At 68.7% G+C, this 22,860-nt stretch carries 22 protein-coding genes and 1 tRNA gene; 7 read left to right on the top strand and 16 right to left on the bottom strand.

All coding sequences use genetic code 11. The features are described from left to right. Positions 1-64: 64 nt before the first annotated feature. The 6 genes from OG413_RS12010 to clpB form a co-directional block, all read right to left on the bottom strand. Complete coding sequence (locus OG413_RS12010) at positions 65-1,294, bottom strand: hypothetical protein (protein ID WP_266804981.1); 1,230 nt, start codon at positions 1,292-1,294, stop codon at positions 65-67. 25 nt (positions 1,295-1,319) lie between these two features. Further along, positions 1,320-2,018, bottom strand: a complete 699-nt coding sequence (locus OG413_RS12005; protein WP_266804979.1) for a hypothetical protein — start codon at positions 2,016-2,018, stop codon at positions 1,320-1,322. A 31-nt stretch (positions 2,019-2,049) separates the two neighbouring features. Next, on the bottom strand, positions 2,050-2,346 hold the full coding sequence (locus tag OG413_RS12000) for a hypothetical protein (protein WP_266804977.1): 297 nt from the start codon (positions 2,344-2,346) through the stop codon (positions 2,050-2,052). Between the two features lie 66 nt (positions 2,347-2,412). Then, positions 2,413-2,715, bottom strand: coding sequence for a WXG100 family type VII secretion target (locus tag OG413_RS11995; RefSeq protein ID WP_073719404.1), 303 nt, complete (start codon positions 2,713-2,715; stop codon positions 2,413-2,415). A 242-nt stretch (positions 2,716-2,957) separates the two neighbouring features. After that, complete coding sequence (locus OG413_RS11990; RefSeq protein WP_266804975.1) at positions 2,958-3,515, bottom strand: YbjN domain-containing protein; 558 nt, start codon at positions 3,513-3,515, stop codon at positions 2,958-2,960. Between the two features lie 153 nt (positions 3,516-3,668). Then, positions 3,669-6,254, bottom strand: a complete 2,586-nt coding sequence (clpB, locus tag OG413_RS11985; RefSeq protein WP_266804973.1) for an ATP-dependent chaperone ClpB — start codon at positions 6,252-6,254, stop codon at positions 3,669-3,671. Positions 6,255-6,501: 247 nt separating this feature from the next. On the opposite strand from clpB, the gene OG413_RS11980 reads away from it, so the two are divergent. Then, complete coding sequence (locus OG413_RS11980; RefSeq protein ID WP_266804972.1) at positions 6,502-6,903, top strand: pyridoxamine 5'-phosphate oxidase family protein; 402 nt, start codon at positions 6,502-6,504, stop codon at positions 6,901-6,903. Between the two features lie 105 nt (positions 6,904-7,008). Here the strand turns inward: OG413_RS11980 and OG413_RS11975 are convergent, their stop codons facing one another. Together OG413_RS11975 and OG413_RS11970 are read right to left on the bottom strand one after the other, a co-directional pair. Then, a complete protein-coding gene (locus tag OG413_RS11975; protein ID WP_266804970.1) occupies positions 7,009-7,326 on the bottom strand; it encodes a (2Fe-2S)-binding protein in 318 nt (105 codons plus the stop codon). Beyond that, the gene (locus OG413_RS11970) at positions 7,323-7,643 is read right to left on the bottom strand and encodes a hypothetical protein (RefSeq protein ID WP_266804968.1); all 321 of its coding nucleotides are present in this window, start codon (positions 7,641-7,643) and stop codon (positions 7,323-7,325) included. Before OG413_RS11970 ends, OG413_RS11975 begins: the two co-directional genes overlap by 4 nt. A gap of 110 nt (positions 7,644-7,753) precedes the next feature. Between OG413_RS11970 and OG413_RS11965 the strand changes: the two genes are divergently transcribed. Then, positions 7,754-8,755, top strand: coding sequence for a helix-turn-helix transcriptional regulator (locus OG413_RS11965; RefSeq protein WP_198953027.1), 1,002 nt, complete (start codon positions 7,754-7,756; stop codon positions 8,753-8,755). A gap of 174 nt (positions 8,756-8,929) precedes the next feature. Here the strand turns inward: OG413_RS11965 and OG413_RS11960 are convergent, their stop codons facing one another. From OG413_RS11960 to dnaK, 4 genes are all read right to left on the bottom strand, one after another. Continuing rightward, positions 8,930-9,376 carry a helix-turn-helix domain-containing protein gene (locus OG413_RS11960; protein WP_266804964.1) on the bottom strand — a complete coding sequence of 149 codons (447 nt, stop codon included), beginning with the start codon at positions 9,374-9,376 and terminating at the stop codon, positions 8,930-8,932. 1 nt (position 9,377) lies between these two features. After that, a complete protein-coding gene (dnaJ, locus tag OG413_RS11955) occupies positions 9,378-10,559 on the bottom strand; it encodes a molecular chaperone DnaJ (protein WP_073719396.1) in 1,182 nt (393 codons plus the stop codon). A 93-nt stretch (positions 10,560-10,652) separates the two neighbouring features. Further along, positions 10,653-11,303, bottom strand: a complete 651-nt coding sequence (gene grpE / locus OG413_RS11950; protein WP_266804949.1) for a nucleotide exchange factor GrpE — start codon at positions 11,301-11,303, stop codon at positions 10,653-10,655. Further along, positions 11,300-13,147 (bottom strand): molecular chaperone DnaK, encoded by a 1,848-nt coding sequence (gene dnaK / locus OG413_RS11945; RefSeq protein WP_266804947.1) that lies wholly within the window; start codon positions 13,145-13,147, stop codon positions 11,300-11,302. Before dnaK ends, grpE begins: the two co-directional genes overlap by 4 nt. A gap of 552 nt (positions 13,148-13,699) precedes the next feature. Here dnaK and OG413_RS11940 point away from each other — a divergent pair. The 4 genes from OG413_RS11940 (at position 13,700) to OG413_RS11925 (ending at position 19,183) form a co-directional block, all read left to right on the top strand. Further along, complete coding sequence (locus OG413_RS11940; protein ID WP_266804945.1) at positions 13,700-14,284, top strand: sugar transferase; 585 nt, start codon at positions 13,700-13,702, stop codon at positions 14,282-14,284. Positions 14,285-14,366: 82 nt separating this feature from the next. Beyond that, positions 14,367-16,634: a (Fe-S)-binding protein gene (locus OG413_RS11935; protein ID WP_266804943.1), complete on the top strand. Its 2,268-nt coding sequence runs from the start codon at positions 14,367-14,369 to the stop codon at positions 16,632-16,634. Positions 16,635-16,913: 279 nt separating this feature from the next. Next, the gene (locus OG413_RS11930; protein WP_266804941.1) at positions 16,914-18,032 is read left to right on the top strand and encodes a VCBS repeat-containing protein; all 1,119 of its coding nucleotides are present in this window, start codon (positions 16,914-16,916) and stop codon (positions 18,030-18,032) included. A gap of 194 nt (positions 18,033-18,226) precedes the next feature. Continuing rightward, a complete protein-coding gene (locus OG413_RS11925) occupies positions 18,227-19,183 on the top strand; it encodes a Yip1 family protein (protein ID WP_266804939.1) in 957 nt (318 codons plus the stop codon). Between the two features lie 83 nt (positions 19,184-19,266). Here the strand turns inward: OG413_RS11925 and OG413_RS11920 are convergent, their stop codons facing one another. Together OG413_RS11920 and dcd are read right to left on the bottom strand one after the other, a co-directional pair. After that, positions 19,267-19,764: a phosphoribosyltransferase gene (locus tag OG413_RS11920; protein WP_266804937.1), complete on the bottom strand. Its 498-nt coding sequence runs from the start codon at positions 19,762-19,764 to the stop codon at positions 19,267-19,269. A 10-nt stretch (positions 19,765-19,774) separates the two neighbouring features. Next, a complete protein-coding gene (gene dcd, locus OG413_RS11915; RefSeq protein WP_266804935.1) occupies positions 19,775-20,350 on the bottom strand; it encodes a dCTP deaminase in 576 nt (191 codons plus the stop codon). 534 nt (positions 20,351-20,884) lie between these two features. Between dcd and OG413_RS11910 the strand changes: the two genes are divergently transcribed. Continuing rightward, positions 20,885-20,955, top strand: a tRNA-Gly gene (locus OG413_RS11910). Positions 20,956-21,081: 126 nt separating this feature from the next. On the opposite strand, the gene OG413_RS11905 is transcribed toward OG413_RS11910, so the two are convergent. Continuing rightward, complete coding sequence (locus OG413_RS11905) at positions 21,082-21,693, bottom strand: DUF6461 domain-containing protein (RefSeq protein WP_266804933.1); 612 nt, start codon at positions 21,691-21,693, stop codon at positions 21,082-21,084. A gap of 67 nt (positions 21,694-21,760) precedes the next feature. Then, on the bottom strand, positions 21,761-22,585 hold the full coding sequence (locus tag OG413_RS11900) for a hypothetical protein (RefSeq protein ID WP_266804931.1): 825 nt from the start codon (positions 22,583-22,585) through the stop codon (positions 21,761-21,763). Between the last annotated feature and the right edge of the window lie 275 nt (positions 22,586-22,860).

Genomic DNA, 22,860 nt, shown 5'->3' with positions numbered 1-22,860 from the left:
GAGGGCTCCCGCCCCGGCCACGGCCGGGGCGGGAGCCCTCACGCATGACGGGACGCGGTCCGGATCAGGTCGATCCCTCCACGTAACCGGGGTCGTGCTTGATCGTGCCCTTCGACCCGTTGGGGACGGCGCTGTTGATCGCCCAGGCGAGGCCGGCCAGTCCGATGAGGTTCGAGCTCTGGTCGAGCCACCCCGCCGTCTTCGTCCAGATGTTGGTGATGTCCGGCAGCTGCTTGATGATGTCCGGTGTCTTCAGCCCGCCGGGGATGTTCTTCAGAATGTTCGCGACCAGGTCGCCCGGGTTCTTGAACCCGGTGAACGACTTGATGGTGGGGATCACGGTCTTGATGTTGATCTGTATCGTCTTGAGGTTGCTCGTGACGGACTTGAGGGTGTTCGCGATCCCGCCCAGATTGGCGATCTTGATCAGGCCGACACCGCCGAGCACCAGCCCCAGGCCGCTGAGGACCATGTCGAGCACGTCCCATTCGCCCGACTGGATGCTGTCGACGATATTCATGATGAAGGGGATGGCGGCGGTGACCAGACTGGCGATCGTCAGGATGAGCCCCAGGCCCTGAAGTCCGGGGATGAGCATGGCGATGATGCCCAGGGCGGCGCTGATGAAGCCGAGCACCTTCTTGAAGATGTCCTTGATCTTCTCCCACAGGCTCTTGCCCGGGACCGCCTCGCTCGTCGCCTCGTCCAGGGCGCGGGCCGCCGTCGAGGCGTCCGTCTCGCGCAGCTCCCGCGCGTCCTCGGCGAGCATGCGGGCGGCGTCGAGATCCCGCTGGGCGCTGTCGACGTTCCCCTGCGCCGCGGACTGGTCGTTGCGGGCATCCTCCATGGCCTGCCGCGCACTGCGCCGGGCCGCCTCGTCGTCCGGCGGGGGCGGGTCCGCCGCGTCCAGCCCGCTGATCACGGACCCCGCCGCCGCGGCGGTCTCGGTGGCCCGCTGCAGCCGCTCCTTGGCGTCCCGTCCGTCGACCAGGGCGTTGTCGGCCTTGCGCTGATGGTCCCCCAGCAGGTCGGCGTAGGTGTCCAGCGCGCGCGCCGCCTTGTCGTACGAACTGTGCAGCTTCTCCACCTGATTGGCCAGGTCCCCGAGCTTGTCCCGGAGTTTCTCCATGGCCTTGCCCTCGCCGAGCTGACCATTTTTCAGGTTACTGACGATGGGGAGCGCCTGGTCCGCGTCGTCGGCGACGGACCGGTACTGGCCCGCGAGCCTCCCGAGCATCTCCGCGTCGCCCGGCGTCGGGTCCGAGAACCCGAAGACCGTCTCCCAGTCGGACACCGCTGCCCGCACCATTGCCCCGCCCTCACTTTCCGTTCTCGTCCGTGCCCTGCGGGCTCTGTGCGGCCGGCCCGGCCGTGCCCTCGCTCCTGGCTTCCACGAAGCGCAGCGTCCCCGCGATGGCGTCGAACACCTCGAAGAACTGGTCCTTGAGGTCCACGTTGGGCGTGGAGCTGGAGACCAGCAGGTATTCGCGGCGGTCCGGTATCGGGAACAGCGTGTGCAGCAGCGCCGTACGCACCGGCGTGCCCTTGTAGTCGATGTCCTCGATCGAGGCGATCCGCCCGACCGGTCCGACGTCCGGCAGCTCCAGCAGATCCACCTCGCGCGGCGGGTATCCGCTGCTCTGCGGGTCCCCGGCCAGCATGCTCGCCCCGAACAGCACCTCGGCCAGATCCGCCGCCTCGTCCTCGGGCACGGGCATCCGCAGTACGACGGACGTGGCGCTGAGCATCGAGTCCCCGCCGGGGAACCTGACCATCCCCGCCGCCTGGAGCGCCCCCCGGGAGTAGGCCTCGCGGGCGGTCCGGCGGGTGTCGCGGATCAGGCCGTCGAGCCGCTCGCGGGAGAGTTGCGGAACTCCCTTCGCCTGGTGCTCGATACGGCGGCGGATGGACGCGTCCCGGGTGCTCGGGTCGAGGTCCAGATGCCACCAGGAGCCGGGGAAGCGCAGCTTGTAGTGCGCGGGCGCCCCCGTAGCCCGGTCCGTGACCGGATGCGTCATGACGCATGTCCCTTCAGCCAGCAGGCTCTTGTCAGGTCTTCTTGGATTCGTCCAGCGTCTTGACGGTCTCGTCGTCCGTCTGCGTGAAGGCGTCGGAGATCTTCTTCGTGTTCTCGGAGAAGACCTTCACGTTCTCCTGCACCTTCTCGTGGCCCCTGCCCCAGGCGCCGTCGAAGTCGGAGAGGGAGTCGGCGAGCTTCGCATCGCCCACTTCGTCCTTCGATCCGATGTCGCTGAGCCGCGCGGTCTTGTTGATCCGCTCCCCGATGTCCTCAAGTGACTTGACCGTCTCGTTCAGATCGTCGAGGGGGATGCTGATGCGGGTCATCGGTTACTCCTCCCGGGCCACCGTCCGGTCCCGCCGCGGAAGGGCGGGACCGGACACAGGGGCACATCAGCCGATGGAGCCGGACGTCTGGTCGTCGGTGTCGACGAACGCGTCGGCGACCTGCTTGATGAACTCGCTGACGCCCTGGAGGCCCTCGATCGCCTTGTCGGTGCCGTTCTTGTACTCCTCCCAGAACGGACGGAACTTGGTCTCGGAGCCCGGCGTCGCGTAGGCCGCCTCGACCATCTCGTCCATCTTGGTGTTGGCCTCGTGGAGACTCTGCTGCATCAGTTCCTTCTGGTGCTGCAGCCAGGTCGAGGCCTCCCGCATCTCTTCCGGGCTGATGTTGATGTTGCCGTTGGCCGCCATGTCGGCTCCTTCTCTCGTTCCAGGTCGCCGCGGCCGCTGAGCCGCGTTCATCGGGCTGTACGGGGCACCCGGCGGGGCGGTTCACGCCTGTTGCGGAACGGTGACGAACGTGACGGGCCTGCACCACAAGGCCGGCCGGCGCGGTGCGGGCGGATGCGGATGGATGCGGGCGGACATGACGGAGCCCGGCCGGTCGGGACACGTATGTCCCTGCCCGGCCGGGCTCCGTTCGCGGGGGCGGCTCAGCCCTCGGCGGGCGTGTCGCCCTCGGCCTTCTCCTCGGCCTTGTCCTCGGCCTGCTCCAGGCCCAGGCGCTCCACGAGCCACTTGTCGAACTCGATCGAGGCGCGCACCCAGCTGACCGTCGAGGAGACGAAGTGCTCCAGGCTCACGCCGGTGCCGATGAGCATCTGCGCCTCACCGATCAGCCGGACGGAGCCCGCCTCGCCCTCCTCGCCCTCGTGGGCGTGCGTGTAGACCTTCGGCCACAGGGTGCGGCGGTTCCAGTCGTCGATCGCGTCCAGGAGGACGGGACGCTGGTCGAGGGCGTGCGGGCGGTCGTAGAACGTACGGACCGAGAAGACCTGCTGCTCGTCCTCGCCCCGGAACATGAAGTACGTCCGGAACTCTTCCCACGGCGCCGCGAGGTCACCCTCGTCGTCGACGACGTACTTCAGCTCCATCTGCTCCAGGAGCTGCTTGACGAGGTCCTGGTCAGGGACGACGGGGCCCTCCGGTCCTGCCGCCTGCGGTTCGGGCTGGCCCCCGAAATTAGGAATCGAGGACGGATCGATGCTCACCGTAATTTCCCTTCGTGATGGTTGCGGCCATCCTCCCCCATGGCGGGCGGGGCATGGCAAGCCCCGGCGGCCCCGATCCGCCACAAGCTGACACGCGGCCGGTGCGGACCGGGCCCGCCGGGGTCCGGGTGGCCGGAATGTCCGGCCGGGATGTTACGAGACGCGGCCGACGCTCAGACCGTCGTCGGCCCGGTCCACCCGCACGGTGTCGCCGTCCGTGATCCCGCCCGCGAGGATCTCCTTCGCGAGCCGGTCGCCGATCGCCGTCTGGATCAGGCGGCGCAGCGGCCGGGCTCCGTACGCCGGGTCGTTGCCCTCCTCCGCCAGCCAGGCCAGCGCCTCGGGCGTGACGTCGAGGGTGAGCCTGCGGTCGGCCAGCCGCTTGGCGAGGCGGCCGATCTGGAGCCCCGCGATGTGCGAGAGCTCGTCGCCGGACAGGGCGGAGAAGACCACGATGTCATCGAGCCGGTTGAGGAACTCCGGCTTGAAGGACGCCCGTACGACATCCATGACCTGCTCCTTCTTCACCTCGGGCTTGACCAGGGGGTCGACCAGGAACTGGCTGCCGAGGTTGGAGGTCAGGATCAGGATGGTGTTGCGGAAGTCCACCGTCCGGCCCTGGCCGTCGGTGAGCCGGCCGTCGTCGAGGACCTGGAGCAGGACGTCGAAGACCTCCGGGTGGGCCTTCTCCACCTCGTCCAGCAGGACGACGCTGTACGGGCGGCGGCGGACCGCCTCCGTGAGCTGGCCGCCCTCCTCGTAGCCGACGTAGCCGGGCGGCGCGCCGACGAGCCGCGCGACGCTGTGCTTCTCGCCGTACTCGCTCATGTCGATGCGGATCATGGCCCGCTCGTCGTCGAACAGGAAGTCGGCGAGCGCCTTCGCCAGCTCGGTCTTGCCGACCCCGGTCGGGCCGAGGAAGAGGAACGAGCCGGTCGGGCGGTCCGGGTCGGCGATCCCGGCGCGGGTGCGCCGTACCGCGTCGGAGACCGCCTGCACGGCCTCCCGCTGGCCGATGAGGCGCTTGCCGAGCTCCTCCTCCATGCGCAGCAGCTTCTGGGTCTCGCCCTCCAGCAGCCGCCCGGCCGGGATGCCCGTCCAGGAGCCGACGACATCGGCGATGTCGTCCGGGCCGACCTCCTCCTTGACCATCGTGTCCTTGGCGGCCTCCTGCTCGGCCTCCGCGGCCTCCTCCAGCTCGCGCTCCAGGCCGGGGATCTCCCCGTACAGGAGCTTGGAGGCGGAGTCGAAGTCGCCGTCGCGCTGGGCCCGTTCGGCCTGGCCGCGCAGTTCGTCGAGCCGTTCCTTCAGCTCACCGACGCGGTTGAGGCCCTCCTTCTCCTTCTCCCAGCGGGCGGTGAGGCCGCGCAGCTCCTCCTCCTTGTCGGCGAGGTCGCGGCGGAGCTTTTCCAGGCGCTGCTTGGAGGCCGCGTCGGTCTCGTTCTTGAGGGCCAGCTCCTCCATGCGCAGCCGGTCGACGGCGCGCTGGAGCTCGTCGATCTCGACGGGCGAGGAGTCGATCTCCATGCGCAGCCGGGACGCCGCCTCGTCCACCAGGTCGATGGCCTTGTCGGGCAGGAAGCGGGAGGTGATGTAACGGTCGGAGAGCGTGGCTGCGGCCACCAGCGAGGAGTCCGCGATCTGGACCTTGTGGTGGGCCTCGTAACGGCCCTTGAGTCCGCGCAGGATCGCGATGGTGTCCTCGACGGACGGCTCGGCGACCAGGACCTGCTGGAAGCGGCGCTCCAGTGCCGGGTCCTTCTCGATGCGCTCGCGGTACTCGTCCAGCGTGGTGGCGCCGACCATCCGCAGCTCGCCGCGGGCCAGCATCGGCTTGAGCATGTTGCCCGCGTCCATGGCGGAGTCGCCGCCCGCGCCGGCGCCCACGACGGTGTGCAGCTCGTCGATGAACGTGATGATCTGGCCGCCGCTCTCCTTGATCTCGGAGAGGACGGTCTTCAGGCGCTCCTCGAACTCGCCTCGGTACTTCGCGCCCGCGACCATGGCCCCCAGGTCGAGGGAGACGAGGCGCTTGTTCTTCAGGCTCTCGGGGACGTCGCCCTTGACGATGCGCTGGGCGAGACCCTCGACGACGGCGGTCTTGCCGACGCCGGGCTCACCGATGAGCACGGGATTGTTCTTCGTGCGGCGGGACAGGACCTGGACGACGCGGCGGATCTCCTGGTCACGCCCGATGACCGGGTCGAGCTTGCCCTCGCGTGCGGCGGCCGTGAAATCGGTGCCGAACTTCTCCAGAGCCTTGTACTGGCCCTCCGGGTCCGGTGTGGTCACCCGGCGCCCTCCCCTGCTCGTCTCGAACGCGTCCAGCAGCTTCTTCGCGCTGGCCCCCTGCTCACCGAGGATCTCACCGGCACGGCCGCCCCTGGCCGCGATGCCGATCAGCAGATGCTCGGTGGACAGATACTCGTCGCCGAGCTCCTTGGCCTGCTGCGCGGCGTCCGCGATGACGGCGAGCAGTTCACGGTTGGGCTGCGGCGGCGCGACGGTGGACCCGGTGACGCTGGGCTGTGCGGCGAGCAGCTGCTCGGTCGCGGCGCGCACGGCGACCTGGTCGGCGTCGACGGCGGCCAGCAGGTCGATGACGTTCTCGTTGTCCTCGCCCTCAAGCAGCGCGAGCAGCAGATGCCCGGGGGTCAGGTCGGGGTGCCCGTCCTTCACGGCCCTGCTGGTGGCCGCGTTGAGGGCGTCCCGGCTCTTGTTGGTCAGCTCGGCGTCCACGTGCGCTCTCTCCTCCTTGCGGTGGTGCTTCTCGGGTCCGGCGCGTGACCGGGCAGCGCCCGGCCCCTATTGACTGAATCAACGTGTACAAAGTTGAGTCTATTTCACTCAAGCCTGAAGGCACACCTCGGCCCGAGGAGACGCCTCCACGCCTCGGCACCGCCGGTGTCGGCCCTGATCCGAGTGAACCGTTCACCACCCCGGCCCGCCACCGCAGCACGGCTCCTCGGGCGCCTACGCTTCGGGCATGCCCGACGTACGCGATCCCAGCCCCGAGTACCTGGCCTTCTGGCGCGAGCGCCACCTGTGCACCCTGACGACGCTCCGCCCGAACGGCACCCCGCACGTGGTGCCCGTCGGCGTGACGTACGACCCCGAGGCGGGGCTCGCCCGCGTCATCACCAACAAGAACAGCCGCAAGGTCGCCAACATCCTGGCCGCGGGCCCGGACGGGGCACGGGTCGCCGTCTGTCAGACGCACCGCGCCCGCTGGGCGACGCTGGAGGGCCGCGCGACGATCCGGATGGACCAGGACAGCGTCGACGACGCGGTACGCCGTTACACGGAGCGCTACGAGCGCACGCCGAAGCCCAGCCAGGACCGGATCGTCATCGAGATCGCCCTGGACCGGGCGCTCGGCAGGGCCTGAGCCGGGCCGCGGCGGGACAGCACAACGGCGCCACCGTGTTCAGGTCACGGTGGCGCCGCTGTGTGGGGGAAGCGCCTGGGCGATAAGGAACGACGGGGGAATCGCTCAGGCACTGCGGGGGGTGGCCGCGATGGCTTCTGTTTCGAACAGCTCATGATCACGCTGGTCGAGATTGACGAAAATCATGCCGTACCTCACGGCACAGCGGACCGGCTGCGGAGCACCGCGGGGCCGACGGAGACAGCGGTAGGCGCGGACGCCCTCGTCCTCCTCCATCACGACGACGATCGGCTCTCCGAACAGGGTGACCATCAACGAATCGCCACGGTGGGGGAGTGCCGTGAGCAGATCGATGAAATGCCACCCTGAGCGGTACGCCGTGGCCATTTCCCGGCGGAAGGTGCGGTCGTCCGGGGGGATCATGCCTGTGCCGTCGCTCGTGGCGCGATGTCCCACACCAGGTCGGGCGGGGCCACGTCCGCGACCTGCACCGCCGTCGATCCGACCGGCGCCACGTCCCACACCAGGTCCGGCGGGGGCAGGGCCCGGACGTATGACGCCGTCGATCCGACCGGCGCCACGTCCCACACCAGATCCGGCGGGGGTGCGGCCTGCGTCCGCGCGCCTGTCGCATCGGTGGGCGCACTGTCCCAGACCAGGTCCTGGATACTGATCGCTCCGATCGCCAGCCCAGCGGAGAAGGCCGCGGCAAGCGCCGAGCGAAGCATTTTGCTACCCATAGTCGGCTTCGTCCTCACTTCCAAGGTTTCCTCTCCCCCGCATGACAAGACGATGGCTCATTCAGGCACGTCAATGCCACAGGATCGATGCATCATGTTCCTGTAGTTTCATGTTCCTGGGGGGTGGAGAATTGACAATAAACAGCACAAATACGACACATCCCCACTCTGTCACCGCCCTGTGCGAGGAGGGGATACGGCTCTACGCCAGCGCACTGAGCGTGGGCAAGATCGCCCGCTCCGAAGTGGCCGCCGCGCCCTGTCTGCTGGAGTTCGCCCTGCTTCATCCCGATCCGGCCGATGACGCCTGGCTCCGGCCGGTACCGCCGTCCGCCGCGCTGACGCAGCGGCTCCATCCGATCGAGCGGGAGATCCAGGCCCGCAGACAGCTCTCCGTCGAGCTGACCGACACCTTCGAACCGTTCATGGCCATCAGCGCCCAGACGCCCACCACGCACGCGATCACGGTGCTTGAGGGAATCGACCGGATCAACGCCTCCATCGAGCTGGCCATGGCCGAGTGCCGGTCGGAGGTCCTGACCATCCAGCCGGGCGGCGGTCGCAGCGAGGGCACGCTCAACATCGCCGTGGAGCGCGGGAACATGCTCGCCGAACGCGGCGTCGGCATGCGCTCGCTCTACCAGCACACCATCCGCCACAGCCACGGCACCCTGACGTACGCGGACCGCATGACGGCGGGCAAGGTCGAGATCCGCACCCTCGAAGAGCTCATCGAACGCCTGATGATCTTCGACCACACCGTCGCCTTCATCCCCGCCACGGACGACCGCCGGGTGGCGCTCGAACTGCGCCACCCCGGGCTCGTGCAGTACCTGGCCAAGGTCTTCGAGCAGTTGTGGAGCCGCGCCGCGCCGCTGCGGGAGGAAGTCAAGTACGAACCGACGCCCAAGGGCATCAGCGGGGTCCAGCGCTCCATCGCCCAACTGCTCGTCGAGGGCCATGTGGACGACTCCATCGCCCGGCGTCTGGGCATGAACGTCCGGACCTGCCGGGCGCACGTCGCCAAGCTCTCCGCCGCCCTGGGCAGCAGCAGCCGGGCCCAGCTCGGCTATCTGATCGCCCGGTCGGGAATCCTCGACCAGGACTCCTGAACGCCCCGGAACGCGCCGCGGGGCCCGCCTCCCGGAAGTGGACTCCCGGGAGGCGGGCCCCGCGGTTCACGCGTGAGCTCCGGAGCGACGCCCCGCCGCACAGCGGCTTCGCACAGCGGTCTCGCTCAGCGGCTTCACTCAGCCGCCCCGCCCCGCCACGCAGCGCCGCCCGGCTCAGTCCTTCGGCTTCTTCGGCCGCCAGACCACCAGCGCGCTGGTCTGCTGCACGTCCTGGTACGGCACCAGATCACGGCGGTACGAGGCATGCACCTGCGCCTCGCGCTGCTGCATGGCGACCGCCGCGCCGTCCACCGCCGCCGAGAGCTCGGCGACGCGCTGCTGGAGGGCGGCGACCTGGTTCTCCAGCTCGATGATGCGTTTGATGCCGGCCAGGTTGATGCCCTCGTCCTGCGACAGCTGCTGCACGGTGCGCAGCAGCTCGATGTCGCGGGCCGAGTAGCGCCTGCCGCGCCCGGCCGTGCGGTCCGGGGAGACGAGGCCGAGACGGTCGTACTGACGCAGCGTCTGCGGGTGGAGGCCCGAGAGCTGAGCGGCGATCGAGATCACGTACACAGGTGATTCATCGGTCAGCTGATACGGATTACGTCGACGGCCGTCCATCTCAAGCTCCCTTCGCAGCCTGGAACAGCTCCGCCCGCGGGTCCTGGTCCGCGGTCGCCTTCCGGTAGGTCTCCAGCGCGTCCTTGGCCTCCTGCGGGAGGTCCGTGGGCACGTCCACCTCGACGGTGACCAGAAGGTCGCCGCGGGTGCCGTCCTTGCGTACCGCCCCCTTGCCGCGGGCCCGCATCGTACGCCCGTTGGGGGTGCCGGCCGGAAGCTTCAGGGTGACCGCGGGTCCGCCGAGCGTGGGGACCTTCACCTCGCCGCCGAGCGCCGCCTCCGCGAAGGTGACGGGCACGGTGACGGTGAGGTTGTCGCCCTTGCGGCCGAAGACCGGGTGGGCGTCGACATGGACGACGACATAGAGGTCGCCGGCCGGACCGCCGCGCTCCCCCGGGCTGCCCTTGCCGCGCAGCCGGATCCGCTGGCCGTCCAGGACGCCCGCGGGAATCCTGACCTGCATGGTGCGGGCCGACTTCGCCCGGCCGCTGCCCTTGCAGACCTCGCAGGGGTCCTGGGCGATGAGGCCCCGGCCCTTGCAGTCCACGCACGGGTCGGTGAGCGAGAAGCCGCCGCCGCTGCCGCGCGAGACCTGGCCGGTGCCGACACAGGTCGGACAGACCCTCGGGGTGCCGTTCTTGTCGCCGGTGCCCGAACACGCCTTGCAGGGCGCCTGGCTGGACATCCGCAGCGGGACCGTGGCCCCGTCGACGGCCTCGGTGAAGCTGAGCGTCACCTCGGACTCGATGTCCTGGCCGCGGCGCGGCTGCACACGCGTCCCCGTACCGCCGCGGTTGAACAGGCCGCCGAAGACGTCGCCCAGACCGCCACCGCCGCCGAACCCTCCGGCGCCACCGGGCTGGCCGCCGCGCTGGGCGCCGCCGAAGAGGTCGCCCAGGTCGAAGTTGCCTCCCGCGCCACCGGGACCTGCCCGGAAGCCACCGTTGCCGAAGAGGGCGCGCGCCTCGTCGTACTCCTTGCGCTTCTTGGTGTCACCGAGGACGTCGTTCGCCTCGGAGATCTCCTTGAAGCGCGACTCCGCCTTGGCGTCACCCTTGTTGGCGTCCGGGTGGAACTCGCGGGCGAGCTTGCGGTACGCCTTCTTGATCTCGGCGTCGGTGGCGTCCTTGGGGACGCCGAGGACCTTGTAGTAGTCCTTCTCGACGAAGTCCTTCGTGCTCATCGACGTCCCTCCTTCCGGACGATCGGCCGAGCGACCGGCCTGTTGGCCGGTCGCTGGGCCGGGCGGTAAGCACCGGGATGGTCGGACGGAATGTCAGACCTCCTCGGTGCCACCGCTCTCCTCGTCATCTGCCTTCTCTTCCTTCGCCGCCGCGGGCGTGGCGCCCGGCTGCGGCTCGGCGACGGCCACCCGCGCGGGGCGGATGGTGCGCTCGCCGATGCGATACCCAGGCTGCAGGATCGCCACGCAGGTCGTCTCGGTGACGTCCGGCGCATAGCTGTGCATCAGGGCCTCGTGGATCGTCGGGTCGAAGGGCTCGCCCTCCTTGCCGAACTGCTGGAGGCCCAGCTTCGCGACGGTCGTCTCCAGCGATTCGGCCACCGACTTGAAGCCGCCGACCAGCTCGCCGTGCTCCCGCGCGCGGCCGACGTCGTCGAGCACGGGCAGCAGCTCGGACAGGAGGTTCGCCGAGGCGATCTCCTTGACCGTGACCCGGTCCCGCTCCACGCGGCGGCGGTAGTTCTGATACTCGGCCTGGAGCCGCTGGAGGTCGGCCGTGCGCTCCGCGAGCGCGGTGCGGACCTGGTCCAGCTGAGCCGTCAGACCTGCTGTCTGGTTAGCGTCCCCGGCCGGGGCCGCCGCCTCCTCCTCGGAGGGAGCGGCGGCCTTCGGTTCGGCGTCGTCGGAGGTGGCGCCGGAGGGGACGTCGGGCTTCTCGTCGAAGCCCGGAGTCTCCTCGGTCACGCCGCACCGCCCTTGGTGTCCTTCTCGTCGTCCACGATCTCCGCGTCGACGACATCGTCATCGGCCTTGGCCCCGTCGCCCGGCACGTCCGCGCCCGGCGTCGCGCCGGCCTCGGCGTTGGCGTACATCGCCTGGCCCAGCTTCTGGGAGACGGCCGCGACCTTCTCGGTGGCGGTACGGATCTCGGCGGTGTCCTCGCCCTTGAGCTTCTCCTTCAGCTCGCCGAGCGCGGTCTCCACCTCCGCCTTCACATCGCCGGGAACCTTGTCCTCGTTGTCCTTGAGGAACTTCTCCGTCTGGTAGACGAGCTGCTCGCCCTGGTTGCGGGACTCGGCGGCCTCACGACGACGGTGGTCCTCGTCGGCGTACTGCTCGGCCTCTTCACGCATCCGGTTGACCTCGTCCTTCGGCAGCGAGGAGCCACCGGTGACGGTCATCTTCTGCTCCTTGCCGGTGCCGAGGTCCTTGGCTGCGACGTGCATGATGCCGTTGGCGTCGATGTCGAAGGCGACCTCGATCTGCGGCACGCCACGCGGGGCCGGCGGCAGACCGGTCAGCTCGAACATTCCGAGCTTCTTGTTGTACGCCGCGATCTCGCGCTCGCCCTGGTAGACCTGGATCTGCACGGACGGCTGGTTGTCCTCGGCCGTCGTGAAGATCTCGGAGCGCTTGGTCGGGATGGTCGTGTTGCGCTCGATGAGCTTCGTCATGATGCCGCCCTTGGTCTCGATACCCAGAGACAGCGGGGTGACGTCGAGCAGCAGGACGTCCTTGACCTCACCCTTGAGGACACCGGCCTGGAGCGAGGCGCCGATGGCGACGACCTCGTCCGGGTTCACACCCTTGTTGGCCTCCTGGCCACCGGTCAGCTCCTTGACGAGCTCGGCGACGGCCGGCATACGGGTCGAGCCACCTACGAGAACGACATGGTCGATCTCGGAGAGCGCGATGCCCGCGTCCTTGATGACGTTGTGGAACGGGTTCTTGCACCGGTCCAGAAGGTCGGCGGTCAGCTGCTGGAACTGGGCGCGCGTGAGCTTCTCGTCCAGGTGCAGCGGGCCCTCGGCGGACGCCGTGATGTAGGGCAGGTTGATCGTGGTCTCGGTCGAGGACGAGAGCTCGATCTTCGCCTTCTCCGCGGCCTCGCGGAGACGCTGGAGAGCCATCTTGTCCTTGGACAGGTCCACGCCGTGCCCGTTGGCGAACTGCTTCACCAGGTAGTCGACGACGCGCTGGTCCCAGTCGTCACCACCGAGGTGGTTGTCACCGTTGGTGGCCTTCACCTCGACGACGCCGTCACCGATCTCCAGGAGCGACACGTCGAAGGTGCCGCCACCGAGGTCGAAGACGAGGATCGTCTGGTCGTCCTTGTCGAGCCCGTACGCCAGAGCGGCGGCCGTCGGCTCGTTGACGATACGCAGGACGTTCAGGCCCGCGATCTCGCCGGCCTCCTTCGTCGCCTGGCGCTCGGAGTCGTTGAAGTACGCCGGGACGGTGATGACCGCGTCGGCCACCTTCTCGCCCAGGTAGGACTCCGCGTCACGCTTCAGCTTCTGCAGGATGAAGGCGCTCATCTGCTGCGGGTTGAAGCTCTTGCCGTCCAGGTCGATCTTCCAGTCAGTGCCCATGTGGCGCTTGACGGAGCGGATGGTCCTGTCGACGTTCGTGACTGCCTGGCGCTTGGCGACCTCGCCGACGAGCACCTCGCCGTTCTTGGCGAAGGCGACGACGGACGGCGTGGTCCTGGCGCCTTCGGCGTTGGTGATGACGGTGGGCTCGCCGCCTTCGAGAACGCTGACGACGGAATTAGTCGTGCCCAGGTCGATGCCGACCGCACGTGCCATTTCGATTCCTCCAACTGACTACTTGAGTGGATCTGACTCAAGAATGCATGACACCCGCCGCGGAGTCAACAGACCTGAGCCAGCTCGACTCAACTTAAGTGCTCACCCCCAGCACCACCAGGGCTTTCCCCGAGGCGCCGACCTGTTCCGTACGCGGCACGTCCCGCGGCACGTCCCGCGCCACGCCCCGCGCACCCCTCGACCCACCATCCCACCGTGGCATCGTTCTGTCACAAAATGCCGTGAGCCGGTCATAAGCGGCACACCATCGGACCTCGAACCCGGGCGGGCGCGATGCGGAACGCGAGGCAGAACCCCAGGCGGCGACGCGCGAGGCGGCAGCCGCGGCCCGGCGCCCGGGGCCGGTCCAGGGCATGGGGCCGGTCCAGGGCATGGGGCCGGTCCGGGGCATGGGGCCGGTCCGGGGCATGGGGCCGGTCCGGGGCATGGGGCCGGTCCGCGGCGTACGGCCCCGGACGGGCGCGGACCCGACGGGCAGCGACACGACCGGCATCGCCGCCCGCGGCGGTACGTACGGCGGTATGGACAGCGGTGGACGCGGCGCGCCTCTTCACCTCCCGCGTGACGGCCAAACGGGTACTGGACCTGCTGATCGGCTCGGCCCTCCTGGCCCTGGCCGCCCCCGCCCTCGTCGCGGGCGCCCTCGCGCTGGCGGTGAAACGCCGGCCCGGCGGCGTACTGGAGCGCCGGACCCTGACCGGGCTGCACGGCCGGCCCTTCGAACTGCGCTCCCTGCGCACCCGCGGGCTCCGGCTCGACGTCCTCTCCCGGCTGCCCCACGTCGTACGGGGAGACCTCTCCCTCGTCGGCCCGACCCCGCTCGCGCCGGGCGACCCGGGGGCCGGAAGGGCGGGATCCGGGCACTGGCGTCAGGAGCTGCGACCGGGCCTGACAGGCTTGGCCCAGGTACGGGCCCGTTCCGGGATGCCCTGGGACGAACCCGACCTGCTCGACCAGCACTACGCCGAGCACCGCGGAACGGTGCTCGACCTCGTCATCCTGGCGGAATCCGTACACCGTCCGCTGCGTGCGGCGCTTCGCGGGCTCGCCCGGCGCGGCAAGGCACGCCTGAGCGACACAGATCACCGCTTGCCCGGCTACAGCGTCGCGGAATAAGTGGATAGTGTCAGCACAGACTGATTAAGTTACTGCTTAGTAGTGCTGGATCCCAACCCTCGCAGGCCCGAGGAGCCCCCTAATGCAACTCGCCGCGATCATCGTGTCGCTGGTGCTGACCGTCGTCGGCGTTGCGCTCATCGCCCGAGCCGTCGCGCAGATCTACCGGTTCGTCCGACTCGGACAACCGGTACCGGCAGGCAGCCGCACCGACAACCCCAAGCAGCGCACGATCACCCTGGTCAAGGAGTTCCTCGGCCACACCCGGATGAACCGGTGGGGCATCGTCGGCTTCGCCCACTGGTTCGTCGCCATCGGCTTCCTGACCCTGCCGCCGACACTGCTCCAGGCGTACGGACAGCTCTTCCAGGCCGACTGGGTGCTGCCGATCATCGGCGGCTGGCTGCCGTTCGAGATGTACATCGAGTTCATCGGCCTGATGACGGTGGCCGGGATCGTCACACTGATGGCGATCCGGCTGCTGAACCTGCCCTCCCGGGCCGGCCGCAAGTCGCGCTTCGCGGGCTCCAAGGCCTGGCAGGCGTACTTCGTCGAGTACGTCATCCTCGTCATCGGCCTGGCGATCCTGGCCCTGCGCGGCCTTGAGGGCGCGATCCACCACGTGGACGGCTACGGGGCGGCGTACTTCGTCTCGTACCCCCTGGTGCTGGCCTTCAAGGGACTCGCCCTCGGCACGCTCCAGAACCTCATCTACTTCACCGCGATGATCAAGATCGGCACCTCGCTGATCTGGATGATCACGGTCTCGCTCAACACCAACATGGGCGTGGCCTGGCACCGCTTCCTCGGCTTCCCGAACATCTGGTTCAAGCGGAACGCCGACGGCGAGGTCGCACTGGGCGCACTCCAGCCCATGACGTCGGGCGGCAAGGAGATCGACTTCGAGGACCCGGGCGAGGACGACGTCTTCGGTGTCTCACAGGTCGAGCAGTTCTCCTGGAAGGGCATCCTCGACTTCTCCACGTGCACCGAGTGCGGTCGCTGCCAGTCGCAGTGCCCCGCCTGGAACACCGGAAAGCCGCTCTCCCCGAAGCTCCTGATCATGTCACTGCGCGACCACGCGCACGCCAAGGCCCCGTATCTGCTGGCCGGTGGCGGCAAGGACATGGAGGGCAACGAGAAGGCTTCGGCCGAGGCCCTCAAGGACGTTCCCGCCGCCGCCCTCGCGGAGGCCGAGCGCCCCCTCATCGGCACCGCCGAGGAGAACGGCGTCATCGACCCGGACGTGCTGTGGTCCTGCACCACCTGCGGTGCGTGCGTGGAACAGTGCCCGGTCGACATCGAGCACATCGACCACATCGTCGACATGCGCCGCTACCAGGTGATGATCGAGTCCGCGTTCCCGTCCGAGGCGGGCACGATGCTCAAGAACCTGGAGAAGAAGGGCAACCCCTGGGGTCTCGCCAAGAAGCAGCGCGTCGAGTGGACCAAGGAAGTCGACTTCGAGATCCCGATCGTCGGCAAGGACGTCGAGGACCTCAGCGAGATCGACTACCTGTACTGGGTCGGCTGCGCGGGCGCCCTGGAGGACCGGGCCAAGAAGACGACGAAGGCGTTCGCCGAACTGCTCCACATCGCGGGCGTCAAGTTCGCGATCATGGGCGGCGACGAGAAGTGCACGGGTGACTCGGCCCGCCGCCTGGGCAACGAGCCGCTGTTCCAGCAGCTCGGCCAGGAGAACGTCGCGATGCTGAACATGGCGTTCGGCGAGGACGACGAGGACGAGGCCACCAGGAAGCCGAAGTCGTCGAAGAAGATCGTCGCGACCTGCCCGCACTGCTTCAACACCATCGCCAACGAGTACCCGCAGCTCGGCGGCGAGTACGAGGTCATCCACCACACGCAGCTGCTCCAGCATCTGGTGGACGAGGGCAAGCTGATCCCGGTGACCCCGGTCGAGGGCCTGATCACGTATCACGACCCGTGCTACCTGGGCCGTCACAACAAGATCTACTCGCCGCCGCGCGAGATCATCGCGAAGGTCCCGGGTCTGCGGAACGAGGAGATGCACCGCCACAAGGAGCGCGGCTTCTGCTGCGGCGCCGGTGGTGCCCGGATGTGGATGGAGGAGCGGATCGGCAAGCGCGTCAACAACGAGCGCGTCGACGAAGCCCTCTCCCTCAACCCGGACATCGTCTCCACCGCCTGCCCGTTCTGCCTGGTCATGCTGACCGACTCGGTCAACGGCAAGAAGAACGACGGCACGGCCAAGGAATCGATCCAGGTGGTCGACGTCTCGCAGCTCCTGCTGGCGTCCGTGAAGACGCCCGCGGACCCGGCGGACGAGCCGGAGACGGCGGACGCGCCGGAGCCCGAACCGGCGACGTAACCGATCCGTACGATGCCGCAAGCGGCCGGACCTGCCTCGGGGGCAGGACCGGCCGCTTGCGCGTGTGAGCACGGTCGCATGTGAGCCGGGACATGTACGTGGCGGGCGAACTGCAGCATCATTTGGCGCGCACGCATGACGGACGACAGACGACGGTTCACGTACGTCCCGGCCACGGGCGTACGTCCCGGCCACGGGCGGCAGCCCGCAGACGCCGATCACGCGGGCGACCGACGCCACCGACGCGACCGACCGCAGATATCGACGGATGAGGACCCCGTGCGCAGACGCATCACGCAGCCGACGGCAACGGTGACCGCCAGGACCGCGGCCACGCTCGCGGCGGGCTGCGCCACGCTGCTCGTGGTGCTCACGGCCTGCGGCAGCCCCTCCGCCGCCCACTCCCCGTCCGCCGCCTCCGGCAAGAACGGCGACACCCCGCCCGGCGCCGCGCGCGCCGCGGTCCCGCGCGGCGAGGGCAGCCGCACCCCGGACGACTTCAACGGGGACGGCCTGCGGGACCTGGTCATCGACGACCTGGTGAAGGCCCCCGAGGACAGCCACGGGGACGACGCGGGCATCGGCATCGTGTACGGCTCCGCGGGCCGCGGCCTGGACCCCGCCGCCCACCAACTGCTGAGCGCCCACGCCAACGCGGCCAAGTCCGGGGACACCCTCCCGGCGGCGTTCGACGCCGAGGCGGCCTGCGACCTCGACCGGGACGGCTTCACGGACCTGGTCGTCTCCACCGACCCCCCGTACAACGGCATCGGCGCCCCACCCGTACCCCTCCAGATCCTCTTCGGCTCCCCGTCCGGCCTGACCGGCAGGGCGGTGACCCTGCGCATCCCGCGGAAGGCCCGCTTCGGCAACGACTGGCCCGAGCAGCCGGTCTGCGGCGACTTCGACGGCGACGGGCGCACCGACCTCGCCGTCAAGGCCGGCGCGGGCAGGGTCAGCTTCCTGCGCGGCCCCTTCACCCGCGCCGGAGCCCCGCGCGCCGCCGAGGCGCTCCCGGGCGGCGGCCCGTACCTCTACGCCCCCGAGCCGAAGGCCGACACGAACGGCGACGGCTACGACGACCTGGTCCACGCCACCCGCCCGCACACCGCCGGCGCGCCCGCGAAGGCCACCCTGCTGCTCGGCACCCCGCAGGGCCCGACCCGGCCGGGCGGCACGTACCGCTTCAAGGCCGCGGAGGTCCCGAAGGCCCCCCTCCGTACCACCGCCACCACCGGCACCACGCTCCTGGCACGGGCCGACTTCGACGGCGACAAGAAGGCGGACACCGTGGTCCGTACGCACCGGGGCGAACGGCAGGACCTGATCGCGCTCTTCCCGGCGAGGACGCCCGGCCGCCCCCTGATCACGTTCAGCACGGCCCTGTTCCTGCCCTGAGGAGCGCTGCCGCCGGTCCCGCCACCGCGTCGACCGTCCCCGCACACCCCCCGCACACCCTCCGCACACCCCTCGGCCAACCCCCGCCCAACCCCCCAGGCTCCCCCTAGGGGATGTCACAGCTCGGCAGCAAAGGGGCGTGGGTTCCCCCGGCCCCCTCACGACACCCACATGGACCAGGTACGTTCGATTCCGTGGCTGGATTCAGGATCGGACGCGGCCGGGACAACCGCACCCCGCAACAACCGCAGCAGCACCCGCAGCAGCAGCCGTACGGAGGCCAAGCACCACAGCCGCCGTACGGCGGGCAGTCGTGGCCCCCGGCAGGAGGCAACGGCGCACCGCCGTACGGAGCGCCCCAGGGCGCCCCGTACAACGGCGGCTACGGCAACGGGCACGGCGGCGGACACGGCGGCAACGGACAGCAGGGCGGCAACGGCGCCCACGGACACGGGGAGCCCGAGTACTTCGGCGACCCGTACCAGGAACCCCCGCACCACGACCCGTACGCCAACAGCGCGGGTCACACCCAGGCGTTCAGAGTCGACGAGGACCCGTACGGCGACGGCGGGACCTACCGCGCCGGCCAGGCCCCCGCCCAGCCCGCAGGCCCGCGCCTGCCCTGGAAGGGCCTGCTCACCGGCATGGTGATGCGACCGGGCCCGACGTTCTGGCAGATGCGCGACTACCCCGTCTGGGGCCCGGCGCTCATCGTCACGTTCCTGTACGGGCTGCTCGCGCTCTTCGGCTTCGACCAGGCGCGCGACGAGGCGATCAACGCGACGATCTCCACGGCCGTCCCGTACGTCGTCATCACCGGCATCGGCTTCGTCATCGGCGGCCTGGTCCTCGGCGCGGTCACCCACACCCTGGCCCGCCAGCTCGGCGGCACCGGCTCCTGGCAGCCGACCGTGGGCCTCTCGATGCTGATCATGTCGATCACGGATGCCCCGCGCCTGCTCTTCGCGCTCTTCCTGGGCGGCGAGAACTCCCTGGTCCAGGTGATCGGCTGGGTCACCTGGCTGGCGGCCGGAGCGCTGTTCACGTCGATGGTGAGCAAGTCGCACGACCTGCCGTGGCCGAAGGCGCTGGGCGCCTCGGCGATCCAGCTGATCGCACTGCTGTCGATCATCAAGCTGGGCACGATCTGACGGACGAAGGGCCCCTGGAGCGCCAGATGGCGCCCCAGGGGCCCTTCGCCGTACTCACGGCCGTCGCCGTACTCACGGCCGTCTCAGGCGTCGAGGACCTGGCCCTCGCGGCGTACGACGGGCTTCTCCACACTCCACGGGAAGTTGATCCACTGATCGGTCTTCTTCCACACGTACTCGCATTTCACGAGTGAGTGCGACTTCTCGTAGATGACCGCGCTGCGTACTTCCGCGACATGGTCGATACAGAAGTCCCGGACCAGCTTCAGGGTCTTGCCCGTATCGGCGACGTCATCGGCGATCAGGACCTTCTTGTCCGAGAAATCGATGACATTCGGAACGGGCGCCAGCATGACGGGCATTTCCAGCGTGGTGCCGATCCCGGTGTAGAACTCCACGTTCACGAGGTGGATGTTCTTGCAGTCCAGCGCGTACGCGAGACCGCCCGCGACGAACACCCCTCCCCGGGCGATGCTGAGCACCACATCGGGCTCGTACCCGTCGTCGGCCACCGCCTGGGCCAGCTCCCGCACGGCGAGCCCGAAGCCCTCGTACGTCAGGTTCTCGCGCGGCCCGCTCATCGATCCGCCCTCACACCTGAGTCCGATGGAAGTTCATGTACGACCGGGAGGCGGTCGGCCCGCGCTGACCCTGGTAGCGCGATCCGTACCGCTCGGAGCCGTACGGGAATTCGGAGGGCGAACTCAACCGGAACATGCACAGCTGCCCGATCTTCATCCCCGGCCACAGCTTGATCGGCAGCGTCGCGAGATTCGACAGCTCCAGGGTCACGTGTCCCGAGAAGCCCGGATCGATGAACCCGGCCGTCGAATGCGTCACGAGCCCGAGCCGCCCCAGCGAACTCTTCCCCTCCAGCCGCGACGCGAGATCGTCGGGCAGCGAGATGACCTCGTACGTCGAGGCGAGCACGAATTCACCGGGGTGCAGGATGAACGCCTCATCCCCCTCCGGCTCGACCGTGCGGGTCAGGTCGATCTGCTCCACGGCTGGGTCGATATGCGGATAGCGGTGGTTCTCGAACACCCGGAAGTAGCGGTCCAGCCGCACGTCGATGCTCGATGGCTGCACCATCGACGGGTCGAACGGATCAATGCGGACCCGCCCGGCGTCGATCTCGGCCCGGATGTCCTTATCTGAGAGAAGCACGTCCCGAGGATACGCAGAACGCGCGAGCCCGCCCCAACCGGACCGCCCCGCGCGCCTGCCTCCACCACTGCCCGGACCCCTCGACGGCACCCCGCGAACCTGCGGAGACCGCCCCTCGGCCCCGTGCCTACCGCTCCTCGAACACCACAGGCACCGCATGCCGCAACCGGGCACAACGCGGACACCGAATAAGCCGCCCCGGACCGATCCGGCCGGCCCCGAGCTGCTGCATCGGGAACGACGAGGTAGCAAAAACGTGCCCTTCGGCACAGCGGACGACGGTGCGCTCCATCGACTCCATCAAGTCCCTTCCCCAACCAAGCCTTGGACGAGAACGCCACATTAGGGGATGAACAGGACGCCGCTCCACGCGGCACTCCGACAACCCACGCTACGCCCCCAACTCCCGCCCCCCACAACCGCATCCACCCTTCCCGACCCCCGGAACGACGAACGGACCCCGCGACGAATACGCCGGGGGCCTGCCATGGGGTACAGTGTGCGACGATGCACCGCCGATGATCGGCGAGCTTCGCGGGTGTAGTTTAATGGTAGAACATGAGCTTCCCAAGCTCAGAGCGCGAGTTCGATTCTCGTCACCCGCTCTTTGAAAGGGCCCCAGGCCAATGGCCTGGGGCCCTTTTCGTTGCCCGACCTCATAAACTCCGGGCAACAATCACGTTCCCCAGGGATCCGCACGACACGCCAAATCTCTTCTCCTGCACCGACGGTCAGGGGAGCCAGGCTGCCTCCAGGTCACCGAAGAGGGCGTCGGGAGAGGCAAGGACCACGGTACGGAGCGGCGCCCCCATCAGAGCTGGATCGACCGGTACACCCATAACGTGCTCCATCAGCACCAAGGACTCAGCGCCCAAAGCACCCAGGTGAAAGGCGACGCCGGTCGCCCACGAGGGAATCTCGGGCACGGGGTCCACCCAAGGTGCGTCTTCCAGGTCGGCGGGGTCGAACATGCCATCCACTCGACCATCGAACGCATGGATGACCTGGGAGTGACCGTTGACCGTCTGCTGAACGCTGAAGAACTCACCCCCGTTCACCGAGGCGCGCCTGGCGATCTCCGGGATGCTTCCGCGGTAGCCCCACTCGATGGCGATGACGTGCTTATCCACCGTGACGACCCGCAGGAGCGCGTAGTCCTCGTAGAGGTGACTCGCCTGTTCATCGGCAGCCTCGTCGAAAGTCATCGCCCGAGAGACTGCGGGATCCCCGCCGAAGGCCCGGATCACTTCGTCCTCGGCCATCCCCGAAATCACCGAGAACGTGTACACCACCAGCTCATCCGCATCAGCCCACGCATACCGGGCAACAAGGTCATCCCACACCGCAGCATCTCTCTTTTCAGGTTTGATAGAGCTCCCCTTTGAGCCAAGGGCTGTTTGAAAGTGCCAGTCAGCTGCTCGCTGGCCTATTCACGTCCGAGCCAGTGGAGAGGCGAAGGATCTTGTCCCAAGTAGCCATTACAGCCACAGCGGCGGCCGTAGCCAGGGCGACGCCGACAGCTGATGAGGCCAAGGCAAAGACGATGCCGGCGAGACAGAGGGTGAACGCAGATCCTCGCAACACCTGCTGTCGCCACGCTCTGCGCTCCCGGTGGCTGTGCAACAGCTCGTCGGCGGATGCGTCACCGGGCGCGAGATCTTGCAGCTGACCACTGGCGAGGACTTTCAGAATTCTCTCGACTCCGAGCAGAGCACGCTTCGCACCGTCGATGCGATCAAGTTCAACCCCGTCCCGAAGCTCGCGCACGAGGGCGGCGGCTGCTGAGAATCGAGCCACGACCTGGGGCATGGGGTTGCGGCCGTCGGGAAGCGCACGTTGCAGGGCGTATCTCTCCAGCGCAATGGCGAAGTCCTCCAACGCTTGGACTGCCGCGACATGCGGGGAGTTGAAGGGCGATGCTGTCGGAGGCACCTTCCCCTTCACTTCCAGAGGCTTGAGAAGTGCCTCATAGGCCCTACGTACCGTGGCTGTCACAGCCTCGGTTGTCCACCGTTGCATGCCTTGGTTCGAGACAAGTGAAGCAATCACGGCAGTGATCAGAATGGGCGTTACGAGGGCCCCGACAGCGAGGGCGTCGCGCCCGACGTGCCAGGCTGTGCGTTCGATGGTTGCTGCAAGGGCTAGCCCCGTTGAGAAGGATGTCAAGACGGGGACGATCACCTTTATGCCGAGTGCCCTCCTCGACACCTGATAGAGGACGTCTTCGCGCTGCAAGTAGTCCAGCGTTGGATAGTCTGGACGTGTCGCCAGGGAGCTGTCGCGGATCTGGCGCACCAAGTGAGCGCGACGACGTCGTGCGTGCACCCGCGCGCGAGTCCAGCAGAGCCGCTCCAAGAGTGTTCTTTTACCTCGGCGCTGCGACGTTGCCGTCATGGTCAGGGCCCATATCGACATTGTCCAAGCAGCGAAGACGAGCGCCACAAGGTCGGTTTTCGACACGCTCTCCCCCTCCGGAAAATCGTGGGACTCAGCCCCACCGCGCGCAGCGA

Origin of the sequence: Streptomyces sp. NBC_01433 (assembly GCF_026340105.1) — a bacterium.
Classification (GTDB): Bacteria; Actinomycetota; Actinomycetes; order Streptomycetales; family Streptomycetaceae; genus Streptomyces.
Note: the sequence above shows the minus strand (reverse complement) of the source record. Positions and strands in the feature narration are given on the sequence as shown.

What these genes read in the sequence shown, in the direction of transcription:
- OG413_RS11970 (WP_266804968.1), bottom strand. Translation starts at nt 7,643, where the DNA reads ATGGGTAGCAAAATGCTTCGCTCGGCGCTTGCCGCGGCCTTCTCCGCT.
- dnaK (WP_266804947.1), bottom strand. Translation starts at nt 13,147, where the DNA reads ATGGCACGTGCGGTCGGCATCGACCTGGGCACGACTAATTCCGTCGTC.
- OG413_RS11980 (WP_266804972.1), top strand. Translation starts at nt 6,502, where the DNA reads ATGCCCGACGTACGCGATCCCAGCCCCGAGTACCTGGCCTTCTGGCGC.
- OG413_RS11920 (WP_266804937.1), bottom strand. Translation starts at nt 19,764, where the DNA reads ATGAGCGGGCCGCGCGAGAACCTGACGTACGAGGGCTTCGGGCTCGCC.
- OG413_RS12000 (WP_266804977.1), bottom strand. Translation starts at nt 2,346, where the DNA reads ATGACCCGCATCAGCATCCCCCTCGACGATCTGAACGAGACGGTCAAG.
- OG413_RS11965 (WP_198953027.1), top strand. Translation starts at nt 7,754, where the DNA reads ATGTTCCTGGGGGGTGGAGAATTGACAATAAACAGCACAAATACGACA.
- OG413_RS12005 (WP_266804979.1), bottom strand. Translation starts at nt 2,018, where the DNA reads ATGACGCATCCGGTCACGGACCGGGCTACGGGGGCGCCCGCGCACTAC.
- dnaJ (WP_073719396.1), bottom strand. Translation starts at nt 10,559, where the DNA reads ATGAGCACGAAGGACTTCGTCGAGAAGGACTACTACAAGGTCCTCGGC.
- OG413_RS11935 (WP_266804943.1), top strand. Translation starts at nt 14,367, where the DNA reads ATGCAACTCGCCGCGATCATCGTGTCGCTGGTGCTGACCGTCGTCGGC.
- OG413_RS11975 (WP_266804970.1), bottom strand. Translation starts at nt 7,326, where the DNA reads ATGATCCCCCCGGACGACCGCACCTTCCGCCGGGAAATGGCCACGGCG.
- OG413_RS11960 (WP_266804964.1), bottom strand. Translation starts at nt 9,376, where the DNA reads ATGGACGGCCGTCGACGTAATCCGTATCAGCTGACCGATGAATCACCT.
- OG413_RS11995 (WP_073719404.1), bottom strand. Translation starts at nt 2,715, where the DNA reads ATGGCGGCCAACGGCAACATCAACATCAGCCCGGAAGAGATGCGGGAG.